Source organism: Hymenobacter arizonensis (assembly GCF_900115775.1).
GTDB lineage: Bacteria > Bacteroidota > Bacteroidia > Cytophagales > Hymenobacteraceae > Hymenobacter > Hymenobacter arizonensis.
Window position 1 is genome coordinate 14,260 of record NZ_FOXS01000009.1, and the last position, 21,956, is coordinate 36,215.

The window sequence follows — 21,956 nt, forward strand, 5'->3', positions numbered from 1 at the left end:
GCCCGCTAAAAGTGTCTTTCGGCCCTGGCTCAGGCCCACAGTCCGGCTTGGCTAGACCACCTCAGTCCTTATGAATGCGAAGTAGGTAGTGGTACTTCTTACTTATCGATACCTATTCTTGCAAAGAAAAAAGCACTGCTGCGGGGCTTTCGCTTTTTAGTCATGGCAAGTCAACCTCAACAATTCCTATTCATTTTCTTTTTCATTTTCTTTTTTGCTTCTAGAATCAAATCAGGACTACGTAGTCGACTAGTCATTACCGGGGCCTCAGCGCTCAAGCTTTGCCCTGCCCGTGAACAATGAGTGCACCTGAATTTGCACAGCAATGGATACCGGGATCGGTACCAGAATTAATTCCGGTGTCCATAAGGCAAGTGGGGTACGCCTGATCAGCCAGGAACTCGCGGCCGAGCAGGCGTTAGATGCCTTCGTTGCCGGAAGCTTACTCGTGGCGTGATAAGCAACAAGCTCAGCCATGGATAAAGGCGGTGCAGCTCGCGGCGGGCGCCATGGCGGCAGTAAGGCTGGTGCAGGTGTTGCCGTCGCTGCCCCAGCGCAGCCAGGGGCGGTCCTCCCTATTGGACGAGTCAGACCAGAGCAAGGAGCCTTGGAAAACATAACATGAGTTTTGGGGCAGCTCAACTGTAGACCCCGTAGGTTTGCATCTTAATTGGAACAAGGAGTCGCGTCGTCTGGCAGCTCTACCCCTAAGTTTCCGGGCTCGCTGCCCGGTGTTGGTGGCCAGGGCTTGGGGCGTGGCGCCTGTTCCACCTTTTTAAAATCTTACGATGAGCAAGAAAAAGAACCCCATCGCCGAGCAGTTGGCCAATGCCCTCGCGCCGCACATGGGCACTGAAGGCGTCGACGGGCAACCAACTAAGGGCGTGGCCAAAGCCCTGCGGCAACTAACCAAACAGGTAACAAAAGCGCAGGGCAAGGCCGCCAAGCCGGCTGCTCCCAGCGCTAAAAAAGCGCGCAAAAGTCTGACCGGCGAGCTAGGCCAGCTCTTGCTGCCCCACTTGAGCGCAGCCGGCCAGGAAGAAGCCCGCCCTTCTAAAAAAGTAAGCAAGACCCTCCAGCGGCTGGCCGCCCAACTCGTTGAGCAGCGCCGCAAGCAGGAGAAGCAAACGGTCAAAGCCGCTCGCAAAGCGACCAAGAAGGGCGCAGCGACCCCAGCGGCGGCCGATGCGACACCGACCGCAAAGCCCAACACGAAGCCCGGCGCCGGCGCCAAACCCGTTGCCCGTCGCCCCGCTGCTCCGAAACGTCCGGTGGCCAACGCTACCCCAGCGGCTCCCCTCGCCGAGAGCTCGGCGGAGTAAATTGCGAATAGCTGACTGCCTTTTCAACGCCCGGTGCCTTCCCGCACCGGGCGTTTTGCGTGAGTGGAATTCTGAGCACACTAGCCGACGCCGATAAAAAGGTGGCCCTCATTCAGCGCCACTATCCGGCCCTCAAATGGGCGCTCAGCAGGGCGTCATCGCTGAGTAACTGCCGGCCGGGCTGAAACGAGAACAGCCCCAACTTGCAGATTGGGGCTGTTTAGAAACAGCAATAGCGCACTCGCATCCATTTAGCTATAATGAAACAAGGTTGGTAGTGCCCGCCTGGCGCGACCCACCACGGCCAAGCGGGGCTTACTTCCTGGTTCGGCTCAAAAGTACTCCGCCGGATAGCGGCCCGGAAGCGGTTGAGGCAAGGGTTACCTAATCGTAATCGAGCCATAATACGCCTAACTGCCTCCGCTCGCTTCAGAGTAGCCCTGGGTGCCCAGACACGTTTTGCGCAACGCTGAGCTTTACTGACGAGGGTATCTTTTCCCTTGCTAAAGAGCGGCCTCAGCTAACCCTCATTCTCACAAAAGCTGTCGTTAAGAGGGCTCGGCCGATTGCCAGGTCTGAGGTAGTGTTGCCGAAATGAGCTCTGCGGAAAACGGTGGGGCCTTGCCACCACGCACCGACTGTGCTTTTGGCCTTGACCCGGTAACCATAGCTTAACGCTGCAATAACCGTGTCGCCTCATGCCGCCAATAGCTTTGTCTCCTGATATGAAGCTCGCCAGTGGGTCCACCGTTAAGCTATTTCTGCCCGGTTCTCTTCCGCTTCAGATGCGGCAATCCCGCGGGTACAGCAGGCTGATTTCATCCGCTTCCGGCAGGTTTGCTCGCTTGCCGCAAAGCAAGGTTGGGGTTCGGGTGCCGGTCTGGGCGCTACAAGTTCACGGACCAGCAGTGCCTTCCGGTAAAAAGCCTGCAGTTCGTACCTGCCGGCCCCCTGGAGGGTCCATTAAATCCGGAAAAATTTAACCACGCTCACTTCCAAATCTATGAGACAAACGAGGTACCCTCAAAGGGGGGCTGGCTGGCGACGCGCGCTGGCCGGACTCGGGCTGACGGCCCTGAGCCCAGCCGTTGCCCACGCGGCCTCGCTCCCGGCGCCCCCCATTACCCGGGTGGCCGTAGGGGCTGCTTACCCGCCTGGCGCGGCAAAGGCCGACCCCAAGCCGGTAAAAGGTCGGGTGGTAGACGCCAAGGGCGAAGGCCTGCCCGGCGTGTCGGTGCGGGTGAAGGACGCCACGACCGGCACCATCACCAACGCCGACGGCAGCTACGAGCTGGCCGTGCCGCCCGGCAGCGTGCTGATATTCTCGTTTGTGGGCTACTTGCCGCACGAAGTGGCCGTGGGCGAGAACAGCACCTACAATGTGGCCTTGCGCGAAGAAATCACCGGCCTCGACGAGGTAGTAGTGACCGCGCTGGGCATCAAGCGCGAAGAGAAAGCCCTGGGCTATTCCGTCACCACTTTGGCTACCGAGCAGCTCACCGAGGCCAAATCCAACAACTGGACCGATGCCCTCTCTGGCAAAGTGGCGGGCCTGAACCTGGTGCGCTCCGGCGGCGGGCCGGCCGGTTCGAACAAGATTATCCTGCGCGGCGAAAGCTCGCTGGCGGGCGATAATGACGCCCTGATTGTGGTGGACGGCGTGGTGCTCGGCGGCAGCCACCGGCCCCAGCTCTCGGGCAACGGCAGCACGGCCTACCTGCAGAGCGAGTCGCCGGTCGATTTCGGCACCGGCCTCAGCGACATCAACCCCGAGGACATCGAGTCGGTGACGGTGCTCAAGGGGCCGGGCGCCACGGCGCTGTACGGCTCGCGCGGCAGCAACGGCGCCGTTGTCATCACCACCAAATCAGGCAAAGCGCGCAAGAAAGGCATCGGCGTCACCTTCAACTCCAACGCCGCGGTGGACATGATTTCGCGCTGGCCCGACTACCAGTACGAGTACGGCCAGGGCGCCGCGGGCGAAAACTATTACTCCTACGGGGCCACCGCCGACGGGCCCAGCACCCGCAGCAGCAGCTCGGCCTGGGGCCCGAAATTCAACGGCCAGACCTTCTACCAATACGACCCCGCCACCAACGCGGCCGGCACCGAGCGCACGCCGTGGGTACCCTACGAAAACAACCGCCAGGACTTCTTCCAAACCGGTAAAACCTTCACCAACACCATTTCGCTGGACGGCGGCACCGACCGCACCGCCGTGCGCCTGTCGCTGACCAACCTGCAGAACAGCTGGATTATCCCCAACACGGGCTACCAGCGCAACTCCGTGGCGCTCTCGGCCAGCCAGAAAATAACGGACCAGCTCCAGGTGTCGACCAAGGTGAACTTCACCAACCGGGCCAGCGACAACCTGCCCTCGACCGGCTACAACAACCAGAGCCTCATGTACTGGCTCATGTTTCAGTTGCCCAACGCCGACCTCAACTGGGTGAAAGACTACTGGCTGCCCGGCTCGGTGGGCATCACCCAGCGCTACCCCTTCAGCAGCCTGGTGGACAATCCGTACCTGATTACCTACGAGATGCTCAATAAGAGCAACCGCAACTCGCTCACCGGCAATGTGCAGGTCAACTACAAGTTCAGCAAGGATTGGAACCTGATGCTGCGCTCCGCACTGGACTACTCGTACGAGGCGCGCTCGCAGCAGCGCCCCAAGGATACGGAGAAGTACAAGGAGGGCATGTTCCGCACCCAGAACATCTTCTCGCAGGAGATGAACCACGACTTCCTGCTGCAGTACGCCCACCAGTTCGGGCGCTTCGAAACCAGCGTCTCGGGCGGCGGCAGCGCCCTGCGCAACCGCTACAACCGCGACGAGCTGCGCGCCGAGCGCCTGCTCTACCCGCAGGTGTTCACCTTCGCCAACAGCCGCGACCTGCCAATCGCGCTGCCCTACCGCGCCGAGTTCGCCGTGAACAGCTTCTACGGCCTGGCCTCCCTGGGCTACCACAAGTTCCTGTACCTCGACCTGACGGCCCGCCAGGACTGGACCAGCACCCTGGCCACGGCCAACTCGACGGCCAACACCGGCTTTTTCTATCCGTCGGCCAGCTTGAGCACGGTGCTCTCGCAGGTGCTGCCGCTGCCGGAAATTGTCTCGTTCGCCAAGCTGCGCGGCTCCTGGGCCCAGGTGGGCAGCGGCACCACCACGCCCTACCTCACGGCCTACACCTACGCCGTGGCCCCGGGCTTTCCCTCGGGCCTGAGCAACCCCGGCGCCATTGCCAACAGCGGCCTCAAGCCCCGGCGCACCGAAAGCGTGGAGCTGGGCGCCGACCTGCGCTTCCTGGCCAACCGCATCGGCCTCGACGTGGCCGTGTACCGCAACAACACCTACGACCAGATTCTGCAGGTGCCCGTCGACCGCGCCTCGGGCTACAACCAGGCCGTGCTCAACGCCGGCCTGGTGCGCAACGACGGGCTGGAAATTCAGGCCAACGCCCAGGTCATCAGCAACCCGCAAGGCTTCGGCTGGAAGGTTTTTGGCACGTACACGGCCAACCGCAACCAGGTGGTGGCGCTGGCCGACAGCGTGTTCACCTACCAACTGCAGCGCGGCCCCGGCGGCCGCGGCACAGTCGAAGCCCGGCCCGGCGGCAGCATGGGCGCCATTTACGGGCGCGGCTACGAGCGCGCCCCCGACGGCCAAATCCTCTACCAGAACGGCTACCCCGTGCTCGGCGACCAAATCAAGTACCTCGGCAACGCCCTGCCCCAGTGGCGGGCCAGCGCGGGCACGGAATTCAGCTACCGGCACCTCCGGCTGAACGTTTTGTTCGATGCGCAGTACGGGGCCAAGGCGTATTCGATGACCAACGCCGTGCTGGCCGAGCAGGGCAAGTCCACGCTCACCCTGCCGGGCCGCTACAACGGCATCATCGGCGACGGCGTGACCCGGAACGCCGACGGCAGCTTCCGGCCCAACGACGTGGTGGCCGAGAACCTCCCGAACTACTACGTGGCGCACTACGGCCGCGACAACGTGGAAGCCAACCTCTTCCGCACCGATTTCATCAAGCTGCGCGAAATGCGCCTCGACTACGCCCTGCCCGCCCCGCTGCTCAGCAAGCTCAAGCTGACCCAGGCCTCCATCGGCGTGTACGGCCGCGACCTGTTCATTTTCACCAAGTGGCCGGCCTTCGACCCCGAGTTCGGCACCCTGAACGACGGCACCATTGACCTGGGCTTCGAGCTGGGCCAGTTTCCGAGCACCCGCACCGTGGGTTTGAACCTGACGGTGGGCATTTAACGCTTTTTCTTAATCGCCGTGAAAAACCTCAAACGACTGCTTTTCCTGCTCCTGGCGGGCACCAGCCTGGCTTCCGTGCCGGCCTGCACCGACGGGTTCGAGGAGCTGAACGTCAACCCCAACCAAAACCCCAACGTGCTGCCGGAAACGCTGCTGGCCCCGGCCCTCACCGACCTGGTGAAGCGCAACATGGACCGGGCCCACCGCATCACCAACGAGCTGATGCAGGTGCACGTGGCCCGCGTCGACGGCGACGAGTTTCACCGCTACGTCATCCGCCCGGCCGAGGCCGACTTTCTATGGAACGGCTGGTACACGCAGCTCACCGACTTCCGCGACATGTACGCCAGCGCCGCGGCCACCCAGAGCAGCACCTTCATGGGCATCGCCCGCATCTGCGAGGTCTGGACCTTTTCGCTACTCACCGATACGTTCGGGGACGTGCCCTACGCGGAAGCCCTGCAGGGCCGCGCGGGCCTGCTGCAACCCAAGTTCGACCGGCAGGAAGATATCTACCGCGACTTGTTCGCGAAGCTGGAGGAAGCCAACGAGCTGCTCAAAACCAACGTGAACCTCACGGCGAGCCAGGCCCAGCTCGACCCTATTTATCAGGGCAACGCCCTGCAGTGGCGCAAGTTCGGCAACTCGCTCTACCTGCGCCTGCTGCTGCGCGTGTCGCAGCGCACCGACGCCGTTGCCCGGGGCCTGAGCCCGCAAGCCAAGCTGCGCGAGCTGGTGAACACCAACGCGGCCGACTACCCGCTCATCGCCAGCAATGCCGAGTCGGCCATCCTGCGCTGGACGGGCACGGCCCCCTACCAGTCGCCCTTCCAGACCTGGCGCACCGCCGACTTCAGCTCGTTTAACTCGATGGGCGAGTTTTTCATCAACAACCTAGTGGAGTGGAACGACCCGCGCCTGGGCAAGTGGGCCACGCTCTCCAACGGCACCTACGAGGGCATTCCCAGCGGCTACCCCGCCACCCAGATTCCGGCTGCCAAGTCCACCTACCCCGCCGCGCTGATGACCGAGCCGCTGCTCGGCAACATGCTGAACTACCCCGAAGTGCAGCTTCTGCTGGCCGAAGCGGCCCTGCGCGGCTGGATTAGTGGCGATGCCAAAACCTTCTACGAAACCGGCGCCACCAACGGCATCACGCTCTGGGGCCTGGCCGTGCCCCCGGGTTTCCTCACCAACGCCGACGTGAAGTGGGAGCCCGGCAGCAACTTCGACACCAAGCTCGACCAGATTCACCTGCAGAAGTACTACGCGCTGTTTTTCACCGATTTCCAGCAGTGGTTTGAGTACCGCCGCACCGGCCACCCGGTGCTGCCGCTGGGCCCCGGCCTGCAAAATAACCGCCAGATGCCCGCGCGCATCAACTACCCGCTCTACGTGCAGTCGCTCAACCAAGTGAACTACCAGGCCGCCGTGGCGGACCAGGGCCCGGACAACGTCAACACCAAAGTGTGGTGGCAACAGTAAGCCGCGCCGGACTACCGCGCCGCCGCTAACTCTCCCCAAGATTTGCTGAACTCCATGAAGACCAAACTATTATCTGCCCTCTGGGGCCTGCTCGCCGCCCTGGCCTGCACCAGCTGCTTAAAGGAGAATACCAACTACGCCGCCGGCACGCCCAGCCCGATTATTTCCCTGGAAGACGTGCGCCGGCTCTACCAGGGGTCGAACGTGGTGCTGGAATCCAGCCAGCTTTCGGGGGCGCACCAGATTGTGGGCATCGTTATTACCGATGCAACGGGCCAGAACGTGCCCGGTGGCCCCACCGCCATCGTGGTGCAGAACAAGCGCCGCGGCGTGGTGCGCGGCATCATCATTCCGCTGAACGCCAGCGGGCCGGCCTTTGCGGCGGGCGACTCCGTGGTGGTGGACATTGCGGGCGCCACGCTGGCCAAGCGCGCCGGCGCGCTCCGCCTGGAGGGCGTGAACGCGAGCCAGGTGCGCAAGGTGAGCAGCAACAACCCCGTGCCAGCCCGCGACCTCAACCTGGCCACGCTGCTGGCCAACTTCGATGCCTACGAAGGCACGCTGGTTCGGGTCACGGGCGGGAGCATCATGCCCCTGCCGGTGTCGGGCGATACCTACGCCGGCGACAAAACCCTGGCCGACGGCGGCACCAACCGCCTCACGCTGCACACCGAAGCCGCCGCCGCTTTTGCTACCCGCCGGATGCCGGCCAGCGCCACGTTCCAGGGCATTGCCGTGGGCCAGGTGGACGCCGGCACGCCGGCCCCGCAGCTCTGGATGCGCACCGCCGCCGATGCACTGGACCCCAGCGGCCCCATTTACCGCAACTTCCCGTAAAGCTTCGAGGCGGTGCCCCAGGCCACAAAAGCCAGCTACGACATGAACACCGCCGCCGTGCCCGACAACACGCTCACCTTCCCCAGCGGCCCCTGGAAGCTGTTCCAGTCCATCCTGGGCAACACCTCGGGCCGCGACCGCTACACCGGCGCCCAAGGCATCCGCATGCAGCAAGGGCTGAGCGTGCCGGCCGTGGTCGAAATGAAGTTCGACCTGCCGAACGGTGCGTCTAAAGTCACGCTCATCTACGGCGCCTACTACACCGACGCCGCCAGCTCCTGGCAGCTGGAGTACTCGCAGGACCAGGGCCGCACCTGGCGGCAAACCGGCCCCGTGGTGACCGATGCCGGCAACTGGCAGCGCTCCATCACTTTCCTGATGACCCTCACCGGCCCGGTGCGCTTCCGCATCAACAAGCTGGGCCTGGGCGTGAGCAACCCGCCCGCCGTGCTCAACGGCCGCCTCGGGCTCGACGACATCGCCATTTACGAAAACTAACGGGCGGTCGCGGGGAGGCGGCGAGTCGGCGCGGGCCGGAACCGATACGGTTCTTTACCCGCGCTCCCGCTGCTTCCCCGCGCCAGCCCTTCCCTCTTATGTTCCGCAGAAAATTCCTTCAAAGCCTGGGCTTGGTCGGGGCGGGTCTCGGCCTGCCCTTGGCCCCGGCCGTGCTCGCCGTCGACACCACCCAGCAGCCTTCCCGGCACAAGCTTAGCCTGGCGCCCCTCGTCATCAAAGGCAAGGTGCACCAGCGCGGCACCGGCCTGGCGGGCGTGCCCGTGACCGACGGCTACAACATCGTGCTGACCGACAAAGCCGGTAAATACACGCTGGAGAGCAACGCCACGGCGGAGTTCGTGTACATCACCCTGCCGCGCGGCTACGCTTTTCCGAACCAGAAGGGCGTGGCGCAGTTCTTCCAGCCCATCAAGGCGGGCACGGATAGAATGACGGCGGATTTTGAGCTGCAAAAGCTGGCCGGTGATGACACCAAGCACACGTTCATGGTGTGGGCCGACCCGCAGATGATTAACAAAAAGGACTGCCACGAGCTGCTAACTTCCTCGGCACCCGACCTGCAAGCCCTGGCGGCGCAGTACGGGCCCAACACCTTTGCCATCGGCTGCGGCGACTTGGTGTGGGACAAGCACGAGCTGTTCGAGGACTACAAAAAGGCCGTGGAAATCGCCGGGGTTCCCTTCTTCCAGGTCATCGGCAACCACGACATGGACCTCACGGCCCGCACCGACGAAGGCTCGGCCCAGACGTTCAAAAGCCTGTTCGGCCCCACCTACTATTCCTTCAACCGCGGCGAAGTGCACTACGTGGTGCTTGATAATGTTTTCTTTATCGGCCCGCCCAAAAAGTACATCGGGTACCTCACCGAGAAGCAGTTGCAGTGGCTGGAGCAGGACTTGAGCTTCGTGAAGCCGGGTTCGACCGTGGTCGTGGCGCTGCACATTCCGGTGGACAGCGGCGAGAAGCGGCGCAACAAGCTCAAGGACGAACCGCCGGGCGGCGTGGTCTCGAACCGGGCCGAGCTGTACCGCCTGCTCAAGCCGTTTACGGCGCACATCATGTCGGGCCACACCCACGTGTGCGAGAAGATTTTCAACGAAAACACCATCGAGCACACCCACGGCGCGGTGTGCGGCGCCTGGTGGACCGGCCCCATCTGCACCGATGGCTCGCCCAGCGGCTACGGCGTGTACGAGGTGAACGGCGGTGAGTTGAAGTGGTACTACAAATCGGTGGGCCACGACCGCCGGCACCAGTTCCGCCTGTACCCGAAGGGCAGCGTGGCCAACCGGCCCGAGGAAATCGTGGCCAACGTCTGGAACTGGGACCCGCAATGGAAAGTGGCCTGGTTTGAAAACGGCGCCCGCCAAGGCGAGATGCAGCAGCAAGTCGGCCTCGACCCGCTGTCCGTCAAACTGCACGGCGGCGACCAGCTGCCCGCCAAGCACAAGTGGGTGGAGCCGACTCTAACGGACCACCTGTTTTTTGCCCGACCTTCGGCCGGCGCCAAAGAAATCCGTATCGAAGTAACCGACCGGTTCGGACAAGTGTACACCGATACCCTGACCGTTTGATGAGCAAAAGCCTCTTGCTGCTGAGTGCGTGGGCGCTGCTGGGGTTGCCCGGCCGCGCGTGGGCGCAAACCCGTCCGCTGGACATCCAGGGTCACCGCGGCTGCCGCGGGCTGATGCCGGAAAACACCCTTCCGGCCATGCGCAAGGCGCTGGACCTGGGGGTAACGACCCTGGAGATGGACATCGCCATCAGCCAGGACCAGCAGGTGCTGCTCTCGCACGACCCGTTTCTGAACGCCGATTTCGTGTACCAGCCCAATGGCCAGCCCCTGGCCAAAGAAGCGGGTAAAACCTTGCGGCTGTACGGCCTGCCCTACGCCGCCATCCGGCGCTACGACGCGGGCAGCCACGGCAACCCCAAATTCCCGAAGCAGGAAAAGCTGCTCACCTACAAGCCCCTGCTGGCCGAAGTCATCGACTCGGCCGAAGCCCACGCGCGCCGGCGGAAACGTCCCCTGCCGCACTACAACATCGAAACCAAAACCACGCCGGCGGGCGACGGCCTGAACCACCCCGCCCCGGAAGAATTCGTGCGCCTGCTCCTGGCTGTGGTGAATGCCAAAGGCGTGCAAAGCCGCGTTATTATTCAGTCGTTCGACCCGCGCACGCTGGAAGTGGTCCACCGCCTGCAGCCCGCCTTGCGCACGGCTTTGCTGGTCGAGAACATCGAGAGCCTGGCGCAGAACCTGCAGCGCCTGAGCTTTGCCCCGACCATCTACAGCCCGAATCACAAGCTGGTAACGCCGGCCCTGGTGCAGGCCTGCCACCAACGAAAGCTGCTGATTATCCCCTGGACTGTGAATACCGCCGTGGAGGCCGCCCGCCTGAAGAACCTACGCGTTGACGGCCTGATCACGGATTATCCGGACCTGGTGAATGCTGATTAGTCGGGGCAGGAATTGCCGCCAGGGTAAGGCAAACCGTTTTTTTAACAATAACAACTGAAGAGGATAGTCTTTTAAGTCATGGGGATTAGCTGGCCCGGCGCCAGGCGGGCTCTTGGCTCCTGGCGCCCGGTTCAGCGGCCCAGGTCGAGCCCTGAGTTGCGGCTTGCAAACGGGGACGAACGGCCCCGAAGACTGGTGCGGCGTAATACTTGTCGAGCGCACGTTTAATTGAGGACACAGTACAACCGATGCTGCTCCTTTTGGTGGATTAGCAATGGAAAAAGTAAGCTTTACCATAATTTATTTGGTCGGGCCGATGGCGCAGGCTAGTGCTTATCGAAGGTCCGTTTAACTCTTATTTATCGCTGCTCTTTGTCAAACGAACAAGCTGGCCATATGTGGCGCCCTTAGCTCTCCTGAGTCGACCTTGTCCGGCCTGAACTATGGTTGTTGGGTAGCCCTGGCCACGATATGGTTTTTGACACGCCCCTTGCTTTGCTGGCTTTTCTGGTTTTTATATAAAGCACTACCACCAACTGCCTAAGGCTGCCCGGACATTCCTGGGTGCAAATCCGGTGCAAACCGGGTGCAGACGGCATCAATTAAGTCCAGCGAGCCGGGCGCTAAGCAGGGCCAGTTACTGCGGGGTGGGCGCGGGCAGCACGGTAACTTGGTGGGTTTGCTCGTTGTAGGCGAAGCCTACTCTGCTCAGGTGTTGCCGTCGTGCGGCGGTGCCTTCAATGTAGCCGGCAAAAAAGGGCGGCTTCCGGAGTAGGTCATGCCAAAGTAGGGCATGCCGGCGATGGCGTCGAACAGCTCGGCGTCCCGGAAGGACGGGTCGCGGCGGTTGCGGGCGGTCAGGTTGAATATCAGTTGCGTGGGGCTGTAGTGACCCCGCCAGCGTTCGCCCCGCCAGCGTTCGCCCCGCCAGCGCTACTTACCCCAGGTTTTGCCCTGGGTGCCCCCGGCAGCGCAGCCGTAGCGAAATCTCAACCTCCTGCTCAATAACAGGAAGGTCGGGCCACCAAATTAGCCAAGGCCAGGCTGCGCTCAAAAAAGCCCCCCAGCCGGATTAGCTGGGGGGCTTTTCGTACTCAAAATCAAAGAGTGATTAGTGCTCTATCTGAATGAATTTAGTCATGCTTAACTCGGCCGTCGTCGTGCGCACGATGTAGGTTCCGGCGGGAACGGCGCGCACGTCGAAATCAAAATCATTCAAGCCCAGCATCGCCGAGGCCCGCTGCGAGGACACGACCCGCCCGTACTTATCGATGATTTGCACCACGATTTCGCCTTGGCCCTGGGCCGGAACGGCTACCCGTAAGGAAGTGGAGGCCGGCACCGGATACACCTGCACGATGAGTGTGGCCGGCTTGTCAGCCGAGGCGGCACGGGCCGATTGGCTGATGCCGCTAGTCCGAGCTAGGGCAGGAGCGCCGTAAGTGTCGTTGGTAATTACCAGGTTATCGAGATTGGGTCCAGCGCTGCCACTGCCGCTGAGGCGGATGGTGTTGATGCCGGCTTTCAGCGTGGCAGGTACCGAAACCGTGGTCCAATTGCGCCAGCCACCGGTGTTGGCGAACCTAACTCCACCCGGAATCAGCTGGCCATTTACGGTCAACACCAGGGTTTGGGCCGGGTTGTCGGAGGCGAAACGGAAGGTGAGCGTGCTTACCCCGGCGCCGGAAACGTTCGCCGTCCACTCCACCGTGTTATCCCCCTTGTTGATTTTGGTTACGTAGCCCGCGCCGGTATACCCGGCAAACTGAGTAACTACGCGGCCGCCCACGATGGTGGCCATTTCGGCTTCCAGCAGCTGCGGGAACGTGTGCTTGATGGTAACCTGCCCGTTTACTAACGTGAAGCGGTAGTTGGCGGCGCTCAGGGTGCCAGCTGCCACGCTGATAACGGGCGTTTCGGTGGCCGGCGTGGTTGGCTTGTACGGGCTGCTCAGCTCCGGGCGGCCGCTGATTTGGGCTTCCGTTTCGTTCAGCACGAAGCCTGTGATGGTATAGGTGTAAACTGGGATGGCATCCCCATAAGTGACAGTTTTGTTCTCGGCCGTTACCAGCAGCTCTTTGGTGCCCACGGTGAAGGTGCGGCGGACCGGGGCGGCGGCGTTGTAGCCAGTGCTGCCGGTCTGGGTGGCTTCCACCACCAATTCGCCCACGCCCGTGTAGGACAGCACATTGCCCTGGGTGATACTACCCGGACCGCTGATGAGGGTGTAGCTCACTGGTAAACCCGAGCTGGCTGTGGCCGCGAGCGAACGGGGGGCGTCGCCGTAGGTGATATCCGGGGAATCAGCAAAATCGATGGTTTGGTCGGCTTGGACGCCCGTGGCCGACAACAGGAAGTTGTACGGGTTCTTGTTCACGGCCGGGTCGCTGTTGGCTATTACCAGGTTGCCTTGGAAAGTGCCGCTGCCTGGGGCCGCGAACTCCACCTCAAACGTCACCTTGCCCCCCGCCGCTATGGTTGGCGCGGGCGCGTTGGTGGCCAGGGAGAACCCGGGCCCCGTGATGCTTATTTTCTGTGCATACAGCAGGTTCAGGGTGCGGGTACCGGTGTTCTCGATGGTGAACGTGACCTTTTTCGGGCTGCCGAACGCCACCGTCCCGAAGTTGAAGTTGCTGGTCGTGCCGGTGGGTGTGTTGTCGGCAATAACCGTCGCCCCTTGCTTGATGACCATTACCGGCGTGGGCGTCGAGGTAATTGTGACATCATCAATGTACACTGGGGTGTTGAAGCGGCCCAGCATGAACTTGAGCTGCGTGGTTTCATCGGTCACGGCCGGCGTAAACGAGAAGGTGTAGTTGGTGGCGGTGGCGGTGAATCGGGTGGCAAAAAATGACCGGTAGGTGGTAAACGGCACTTTATCCGACTGCACAATTAAATCCAGCGCCCCGGCGGGAGAGGGCGGCGGCGTCACCGTGCTGGCCCGGAAGCGGATGGTGTAGGTTTTGCCCGCTTCCACCGGCATAGCGTGAATTAGCTGCACGTCGAAGGTGCCGGCGCCCGTGGCGAGGGGCGTAACCGTGGCTTCCAGGGCATTGCCGGTGTAGCCCGTCCGGGGCACGGCGGCAATCGATATGGCCGCCGGGGAACTGAGGACAAATACGCGCCAGCCCTCGGTCCCCGTCTCAAACGTGGAGTTCAGGCTCAGCGGGCCGTAGCCGGTTGCGTCGACGGTGAGCGTTTGGCTGACCTCGGGGGCTGCGGCGTAGGTGGCGTCGCCACCCTGCTGGGCCGTAATGGTAGCGGTACCCCCACTCACGAGCTGAATCTTGCCATCGATGATAGTGGCCACGCTGTTATCGGAGCTGCGGTAGGTCACGGGCAGGCCCGACGAAGCCGTGGCCTGCGGGTCGTAGTCGGCCGCGCCCACTTGCAGGGCGGGCAAGACAGCAAAAGTGATGGTTTGGGCCTGGTTGCCCGACTGGAACTCGTAGGCGCCGCGTTCGGGGCGGCTGCCCTGGGGCCGGGCCAGCCCGGTGATGTCCTGGGCGCTGAACAAGCCGGGAGCGGCGCTGCCCGTGTTCAGGGCCGGGCTCGGAGCCCGGAGGCGGAAATCTGCGCTGGCGTCCGGGGCCAGCTTCACGAAGTTGGGGTCCGCCACTACGTCGTTGGCGCCCTGCCGTAAAAATGGGCCGTTGTAGTACACGTTGAAGTCGTAGACCACCCCGGCGCCGTCGTTACCGTTGCAGTTGCCCCCGGTGCGGGCGTACATGATGTTGTTGTAGATTTTAACATCCGTACTCGACTGCCCATCAATTTCCGGGTAGCCGACCACCCGGCCGTTGTTATAAGCCGTGTTGTTGATGATATCGACGCGGGCGACTTGAAAAGCGTGGATGCCGCCGCCGCCGTTGTTGTAGCTCACGTTGTTTTCCACCAAGGTGCGGCCGGTGTACACGGGTGTGCCCTGGTTACCATTGTTGACGTCCAGAATAATGCCGTTGCCATCAGATATGACATCAGCAGCGAGACTAGTCCGCCGCCATCTTACCTGGGTAAAGTTGTTATAGACGGTATTACCCCGCACAAACATCTTGTAGCCGGTAAAAGTATCAATCGGTTTCGGCCCTAGAATGCTGATGCCGCTGGTGGCGTACATGGTGTACCACGAGTTATTGTAGACGGTGTTGTTTTCAATGGTCACGTAATCAGCGCCTCCCACTCCAATGCCGCCGCCCGGAAAATCGTGAACCTTGCAGTTGCGGATGATGACGTGGTGGGCAGGGGCATTCTTAGCCACGGCCATGGCGTTGGTATTGAACCGGGCATTGAAAACCGCCGGCGTCGCGCGCGATTGCAGGTACGATTCCTGCGCACCGGCCAGGGTGAGATTGGCGTTGTTGCCGGCAAACTCCAGGCCGTCCAAAATCACGTACGAGCCATCGATAACGGCGGTATCCCACGAATCTCCGGTTGACGTGAGGATGGGATTATGACCCGGGTAAGGGGTGAAGGTGATGTAGGCATCGGGCGTGCCAGCGCGGGTGAATTCCAACACCGCCCCGCGGGTAATGCGGGTGTAGGTGCCGGTCATGATGAATACTTTGCCGCCCGGACCAACGATATCAGCCCCTTTCTGGATGGTAGCCAGGGGCGTTTGCGGCGTTAAGCCGTCGTTGGTATCCGAGCCTGTGAGGGCCGAGACGTAATAATCCTGGGCGGACGCGCCGGAAAACGCGCAGCACAGCAGCAGCCACAGGAGCAGTTGGGAGACCTTGTTTTTCATAAGAAGGAAGGTTGGTGAAAAGATGAGAAATGAATGCATGTATCTCAGAGGCCGGACAGCGCCAGCCGTGAAATCGAAAAACCGGCCGACCCGACCGGGCTGCGCCGTACGGGCCCCGCTCGCTGGGGGAATTATTCGGCCGTCAGCTCCAACACGTGGCTGGTGAGCTGCTTGGCTTCGGGGTCGCTGAGCAGCACGCCTACTTTCATGAGGTAGTCGCCGGAGTAGGTTTGGCCGTGTGCGGGCAGCTCCGCTTTCTGGCTGGGCATGAGGTTGACTTCAGCCACTTTGTAGCGCTTGCTTGGGTCCAGGCCTTGGAACCGGACGGGCAACACGGCCTCGTGGAAGCGCGTGTGCAGGTTATAGCCAAAGGCTACGGCGTGGCGCTGAGCTTCGTCCACGTACATCAGCGCCACCTGATTGCCCTCGTAGGGCGAGCGGAGGCGGAACAAATCGCCCTGCCAGATGGTGGGGCTCAGGCGCTTGTAAGCCTTCACTGCTTGGTGGCTGAACTGCTGCTCGTCGGTCGTGAGCTTGGCGATGTCGATGTCGTAGCCAAGCTTGCCCATCATGGCCACGTCGGTGCGGAACTTGAGCGTGTGCTGGCGGTTCCAGTTGGTGACGTGGCTGGCCAGGGTGTTGGCGGGAAAGAAGTTAAGAAAGCCCCACTGGATGTACACCCGCTCGAAGGCGTCGGTATTATCAGAGGTCCAGAACTCGGTGAAGTATTTCATGGCCCCGTAGTCGGCGCGCGAGCCGCCGCCGGCGCAGAGCATCATGGGCAGGCGGGGGTGCTTCAGGCGCAGGCGGCCGAGCACTTTATACAGACCCTGCACGTAGCCGATGTAGAGGTGAGACTGGTTTTTGCCCAAATACTGCGAGTAGGCGTTGGTAATCATGCGGCAGTTGTCCCACTTCACGTAGCCCACGTTTTGGGCCAGTAGCCCGTCGACGGTCTGGTACACGAAATCCTGCACTTTGGGATTGTTCAAATCGAGCACCAGCTGGTTGCGGGACAGGTCCTCGGGACGGTTGGGCAGGCGCAGAATCCACTCGGGGTGCTGGCGGTACAGCTCGCTTTTCGGGTTCACCATTTCGGGCTCTACCCAGATGCCGAACTTGATGCCTTCTTTGGTGCCCGTTTGCACGAGGTGCCCGATGCCGTTGGGCAGCTTGGCGCGGTTGGGCTGCCAGTCGCCGAGGCCGGCTTTGTCGTCGTTGCGAGGGTGCTTGTTGCCAAACCAGCCATCATCGAGCAGAAACAAGTCCACACCCAGCTTGGCCGCGTCGCCGATAAGCGAATCGAGCCGGGACTCGGTGAAGCTGGTGAAGGTGGTTTCCCAGTTGTTGAGCAACGTCAGGCGGGGCTGGGTGCCGTCGACGATGCCGTAGCGGCGGGCCCAGCGGTGCAGGTTGCGCGAGGCCTGGCCCTTGCCGGCGGCGCTGTAGGTGAAGATGAATTCGGGCGTGACGAAGGACTGATTCGCCGGTAGGGTGTAGTCCGAGGCGTAGGGATTGATGCCGGGCAGCAGGCGCAGCGTGTTCAGGTTATCGACCTCGAAGGCCAGGCGAAAATTGCCGGTCCAGGCCAGGGTGCCGGCCAGCACTTCGCCGCTGGTTTCGGTGGCGGGCTTGTCCAGGGCCACCAAAAAGGAGGGCGTGTGGTACCAGCTGGGGCGGGTGCCGAGCTTGGAGTCGATAACTTTCAGGCCGCTGGTCAGCTCGTGCTGCACTTCCTGGGCTTCGGCGGCCCAGTCGCCGTGCAGCTGGGTCAGCCAGTAGTGCGGGGCGTGCAGGCGCAGCATGGCCGAGGCGTACTGGGTGAGCACGATGGGCTTTTTCTCGCGGTGCTTGATTTCCGTCCAGGTCTTGATGACGTCCTCTTTCTGGTAAGCCGCAAAGTGCAGCAGCACGTCCACGGGGTAAGCCGGGTCGCGCAGGTGCACGGTGGTCGTGGTCAGGTCGTCGCTGTTTTTGACGGTTTTCACGTCGGCGAAGGCCAGGGCCAGGCCGGGGTTGCCGTCGGCGTGCACCAGGCGGATGGCCGGCTCGAAGAGGTTGTCGGTGCCGGCCGGTACGTAGGCCTCGTCGGGGGCGGGCATGTAGGCATCGAAGGGACCGGGCTTGGGCAGGGCCTGCCGGTCGGCGGTCGATAATTTGCCCCCTAGGTAGGTTTGGTAGAGCTTCTGGTTGGAGCCCACCGTCAGCACCAAACTGAGGTGCTCGGTTTCGATGGCAATGACGGGCGGCCTGGTTTGCGCCCAGGCGGGTAAAGCTTGGGTGAGCAGCAGTAAGAAATAGAGGTAGCGGAGGTTCATGTGGAGGGCGGGAAAGCGTATGGTTGAGGGCGTCTTGGGAAGCAGGCAAGTAGCGGCGGGCGCGGCTGCGGGGGGCTTTTTTGCTGGCCCTTAAGCCTTGGCTTTGATGAACTCTCGCCAGATGGCGATGGGCACGATGGCCGTCCAGCCGCAGAAGTCGGGCTTGGCGGGGTTGCCGTAGCTGGCGAATTCCGGAGCGTAGTTTTCCCAGAAGGTGCCGCTGCTTTGGAATACCTGGGCCACCACGCCGTAGAAGCGCTGGGCCAGCTGCTGCGCGAGTTCCGCCTTGCCCACGTGCTGCAGGCCGCGCAGCACCATGTAAGTGGTGGGCGCCCACACGCCCCCGAGCCAATAGTCGCCGTAGGCTTTGTACTCGGGCTCGTCGGCGGCCAGGGAAGGCACGGGCACGGGGCGGCCAAACTTCTTCGGGTCGGTGAGGTGGGCGACGAACTTATTGAGGCGGTTGGCGGGCACGCACTCGGCGAGCAGGGCCCAGTACATGCCCACGTGGAAGCGCCGGATGGGCTGGCCGTAGCCCAGGTCGAAGTAAAAGCCGTCGGCCTCGCTCCAGCAGTGCTCGTTGAGGGCCTGCTTGATGGCGGCGTGCGCCTGCTCGTAGGCGGGCACGTCGGCCGCTTGGCTGGTCAGCTGGGCTATTCGCTTGAGGTTTAAAGCGAAAAAGGCCATCTGGGACGAGAAGTCCACGAGCCGGCCCTGGATGTTCCAGCTGGCATTGGTGCCGCGGTACTGGAATATTTTGGGGAAAAGGTTTTTGACGGGCAAGCCTTTGCCGTCGTCTTTCCAGCCCGCCGGGTAGCGCGGAATGTTGTCCATGCCCATGCCCAGGGTGTCGCCGAAGTACAGGTTGTCGTCGCCGCGGTACGTGCGCTGCAGGAAATCGAAGTGGCGTTTCAGGTTCGGGTACACCCGGCGCAGACGCTCCACGTCGGGCTGCTGGCTGTGGAGCTCCAACTCGGCAAACGCCAGCAGCGGCGGGTTGATGCTCACCGGGTGGTGCTTTTCCCAGAATGGCTGCCCGTTTTCCGTGTATTCGCGGCCGATATAGCCGTCCTCGTCCTGCACGCGGTAGAAGTTGTCGAGGGCCTGGGCAATGGGCAATTCCTGCTGGTGGTACTTGGCGTAGCAGGCCATGAAGCAGGTATCCCAGTAAAAGATATTGGGCGAAAAAGCCTCGTCCAGGTAGGGTTTCTTGAAAAACGGCTCCTTCTCCCCGCCCCGAATCTTGGACTTAGCGATGCTCAAGGCCTTGTCGTACATGCGCTGGGCCAGCTCGGGCGAGACGACAAAAGGCTTGGAGCCGGCCGCCGCACTTGTCTCGGCAGCGGCCGGCGCAGCGGAGCAGGCGTCCAACGGGGACAGGAGGGCAGTGAGCCCGGCGGCCCCTGCGCTTTTCAGGAAAGTACGACGTTGAGACATGGGGGGTAAAAAGGGAAAAGACGAGTGATTATTGACTAATCCTTTGTATGTCAGAAGGGTGTATCATTTCGCAGCGCGCACATCACGGCCACCGCAATGGCACGGCAGCTTACTGCAGCGCCAAGGCCTTACTGCTCATTTCAAATTCCAAAAGGCCGCCGCGCATGAGCTCCTCGTGGGTGATGGAAAAGCCCTTCACCGGCTGTCCGGCCAGCTTTACCGACTGCACGTAGATGTTGTCTGGGCCAGCGTTGCGGGCCACGATGCGCAGGCGCCGGCCGTTGCTGAGCGTCAGGGTCACGTCCTCGAAGAGGGGGCCGTTGAGGTAGTAGTAGTTCTGGCCGGCGTTGGGGAAGAAGCCCAGGGCCGAGAAGACAAACCAAGAGCTCATGGCCCCGCTGTCGTCGTTGCCGGGCGAGCCTTCCTGCTCGTTGAAGCCCTCGCGCAGGAGCTTACGCACGTAGTAGCTGCTCAAATCGGAGCGGCCGACGTGGTGAAACAGCTGGGGTGCGAGGAAGGCCGGCTCGTTTTCATACTGAATCAAGTCCTGCTTGAAGGCGTGCTGCAGCTTTTTGGCGAAGGCCGCCGGGCCGCCGTTCAGCACCACCAGCGTGTCCGGCTGGTGGGGGGCAAACCAGGAGTAGGTCCAGGAGTTGCCCTCGTAGAAAAATTGCTTCCAGGAACCCTGCCGCTTTTTCAGGTCGATGAGCAGAAACTCCCGGTCCTGGGTGCGGGGCACGATGAAGCCGGTGAAGCCGTCGCTCTCGGCCTGGGGGTTCCACAGGTTCACCCATTTTTTGCTGCGAAGGAGGTAGCGGCGGGCGTCGTCGGTATGGCCGAGGCCCTGGGCCACCTGGGCGGCGCAGAAGTCGTTGTAGGCATACTCCAGCGTCATGCTGCCGGCCATGACCCCGAAGGGAATCCAGCCCTGCTTTTTGTAGTTGCCCAGCAGGGGCTCATTTTTGCGCCAGCCGGCGCTGCCCTGCCGCTCTTTATCGGCGTTGAACTTGAGCACCGCGTAGGCCTGCTGCCAGTTCACGCCGGGCACCTGCTTGACGTAGGCGTCGGCGATGATGTTATCGACGTTATTGCCGCCCTGCTCCATTTGCATGTCATTGCCGGCCACGAAGGCGTCCTTGACTTTGCCGTTCTTCTGCAGGCGGGCACTGAAGGAGTTGATGGTACCGGCCACAGTGCCGGGGTTCAGCAGCACATGAAGGGGAAACAGCGTGCGCCAGGTGTCCCAAACGGCGAAGTGGTCGTCCCACATGGGCACCTCGGGGCCGAAGCCGGGCAAATCGTTCGTCCGGTCGCGGGGCATGAGGTGGGCGTGGTAGAGGGCCGTGTAGAGCAGACGCTTGTCGCGCTCAGAGCCCTTGGTTACCTGCACCTTGGCCAGCTGGTGGTTCCAGGCCGCCTGAGCCTGGCTGAGCACTTTCTGGTAGTTCCAGCCGGGAATTTCGGCGTCGAGCCAGCGGGCGGCCTGCTCGGTGCTTTTCAGCGACACGGCTACTTTCAGGTACACCGCTTCGTTAGCTGCGGTCTTAAAAGTGAAGTATGCTCCTACCCTATCGTTGGGCTGGCGCAGCGAGTCGCTAACCTGGCCCGGTTGCAGCTTACCGTTGAGCCAGGTGCCGAAGGCGGCCGGCTTTTTGGCCACGCGGGCGCAGAAGTACACGTGGTAGTTGCCCTCGCCGAAACCGCCCCGGTAGGTGCCGTAGCCGCGCAGCTCGTCGCGGTTGGGGCCGGTGAAGGTGACGTTGCCGGCCAGCACGTCGCCGCCCACGAAGGGCACGATGTCGCGGGTCAGGCAGTGGGTAATATCGAGCAGAATGCTGCTTTGGTCGGACTTGGGGAACACGAACTTGTACATCGCCGCGTGCCGGGCCGGGGTCACCGAGGTGGTGATGCCGTAGCGGGTCAGCTGCACGGCGTACTCATAGGCGCGGGCCCGCTCGTTTGCCTTGGGCGAGTCGTGGTCTTTCTCGCCGGGGGCCACGCCCAGCTGCGGGGAGAGGAACACCTGCCCGTACTTGCCCCACCCCGTGCCGCTCACGTGCAGCTGCCCGAACCCGCGGATGGGCTGGCGGGGGGAGTAGCCGTCCTGGTCGCCATCCTGGGTCTGTGGGCTGGGATTAATGGAGCCGAAGGGCAGCTGGGGGCCAATAACGCAGTTCGAAGCGCCCGCCTTGGTGTCGTTTACGCCGATGAAGGGGTCCACGTAGTCGGCCAGCTGACGGACTTTGGCGGCTTTGGGCATGGGGGCGCTGGCGGCCGTTTGGGCTACCGCGGCTACGCTGCTAGTCAGCAACAGGCCGCTGAGCAGATATCGATAAGTAAAGACCAGGCGCACGGGCCCCTCCTGCTGCACTTCCCGCAGCATCTCTTCCGCTTCTGCCGACACCCACGACTGTCCAGCCGCCGGCGACGGAGCTTCTTGGGGAACCGGTGGCGCGGGCGCGGCGCTCAGGGCGTCCAAACTATTCACCAGAGCACGCAGCGCTTGCCGGAGGTAAGTCCGGGCGGCGGTCAGCTGGACGGCGAAGGCTGGGTTCATGGCGGA

11 protein-coding genes are annotated in these 21,956 nt (G+C 62.5%); 7 read left to right on the top strand and 4 right to left on the bottom strand.

Going from position 1 to position 21,956, the window contains the following annotated elements:
* The first annotated feature begins 788 nt into the window (after positions 1-788).
* The 7 genes from BMZ66_RS22515 to BMZ66_RS22545 all read left to right on the top strand — a co-directional run bounded on the left by BMZ66_RS22515 (position 789) and on the right by BMZ66_RS22545 (position 10,894).
* Positions 789-1,322: a hypothetical protein gene (locus BMZ66_RS22515; RefSeq protein ID WP_092678635.1), complete on the top strand. Its 534-nt coding sequence runs from the start codon at positions 789-791 to the stop codon at positions 1,320-1,322.
* 1,003 nt (positions 1,323-2,325) lie between these two features.
* Entirely contained in the window at positions 2,326-5,592 is a 3,267-nt protein-coding gene (locus BMZ66_RS22520) for a SusC/RagA family TonB-linked outer membrane protein (protein ID WP_092678636.1), read from the top strand.
* Between the two features lie 18 nt (positions 5,593-5,610).
* Complete coding sequence (locus BMZ66_RS22525; RefSeq protein WP_092678637.1) at positions 5,611-7,077, top strand: SusD/RagB family nutrient-binding outer membrane lipoprotein; 1,467 nt, start codon at positions 5,611-5,613, stop codon at positions 7,075-7,077.
* 54 nt (positions 7,078-7,131) lie between these two features.
* Positions 7,132-7,914, top strand: coding sequence for a DUF5689 domain-containing protein (locus BMZ66_RS22530; RefSeq protein WP_092678638.1), 783 nt, complete (start codon positions 7,132-7,134; stop codon positions 7,912-7,914).
* A gap of 12 nt (positions 7,915-7,926) precedes the next feature.
* Entirely contained in the window at positions 7,927-8,412 is a 486-nt protein-coding gene (locus BMZ66_RS22535; RefSeq protein ID WP_092678639.1) for a hypothetical protein, read from the top strand.
* A 98-nt stretch (positions 8,413-8,510) separates the two neighbouring features.
* Positions 8,511-10,007: a calcineurin-like phosphoesterase C-terminal domain-containing protein gene (locus BMZ66_RS22540; protein ID WP_092678640.1), complete on the top strand. Its 1,497-nt coding sequence runs from the start codon at positions 8,511-8,513 to the stop codon at positions 10,005-10,007.
* Positions 10,007-10,894 (top strand): glycerophosphodiester phosphodiesterase family protein, encoded by an 888-nt coding sequence (locus BMZ66_RS22545; protein WP_092678641.1) that lies wholly within the window; start codon positions 10,007-10,009, stop codon positions 10,892-10,894. Before BMZ66_RS22540 ends, BMZ66_RS22545 begins: the two co-directional genes overlap by 1 nt.
* Before the next feature lie 1,111 nt (positions 10,895-12,005).
* Here the strand turns inward: BMZ66_RS22545 and BMZ66_RS22550 are convergent.
* From BMZ66_RS22550 to BMZ66_RS22565, 4 genes are all read right to left on the bottom strand, one after another.
* Positions 12,006-15,638: a choice-of-anchor D domain-containing protein gene (locus tag BMZ66_RS22550; RefSeq protein ID WP_092678642.1), complete on the bottom strand. Its 3,633-nt coding sequence runs from the start codon at positions 15,636-15,638 to the stop codon at positions 12,006-12,008.
* A gap of 131 nt (positions 15,639-15,769) precedes the next feature.
* Positions 15,770-17,956 (bottom strand): alpha-galactosidase, encoded by a 2,187-nt coding sequence (locus tag BMZ66_RS22555; protein ID WP_092678643.1) that lies wholly within the window; start codon positions 17,954-17,956, stop codon positions 15,770-15,772.
* A gap of 90 nt (positions 17,957-18,046) precedes the next feature.
* Positions 18,047-19,393, bottom strand: a complete 1,347-nt coding sequence (locus BMZ66_RS22560; protein WP_092678644.1) for an MGH1-like glycoside hydrolase domain-containing protein — start codon at positions 19,391-19,393, stop codon at positions 18,047-18,049.
* A gap of 109 nt (positions 19,394-19,502) precedes the next feature.
* On the bottom strand, positions 19,503-21,950 hold the full coding sequence (locus BMZ66_RS22565) for a GH92 family glycosyl hydrolase (RefSeq protein ID WP_092678645.1): 2,448 nt from the start codon (positions 21,948-21,950) through the stop codon (positions 19,503-19,505).
* Positions 21,951-21,956: the final 6 nt, after the last annotated feature.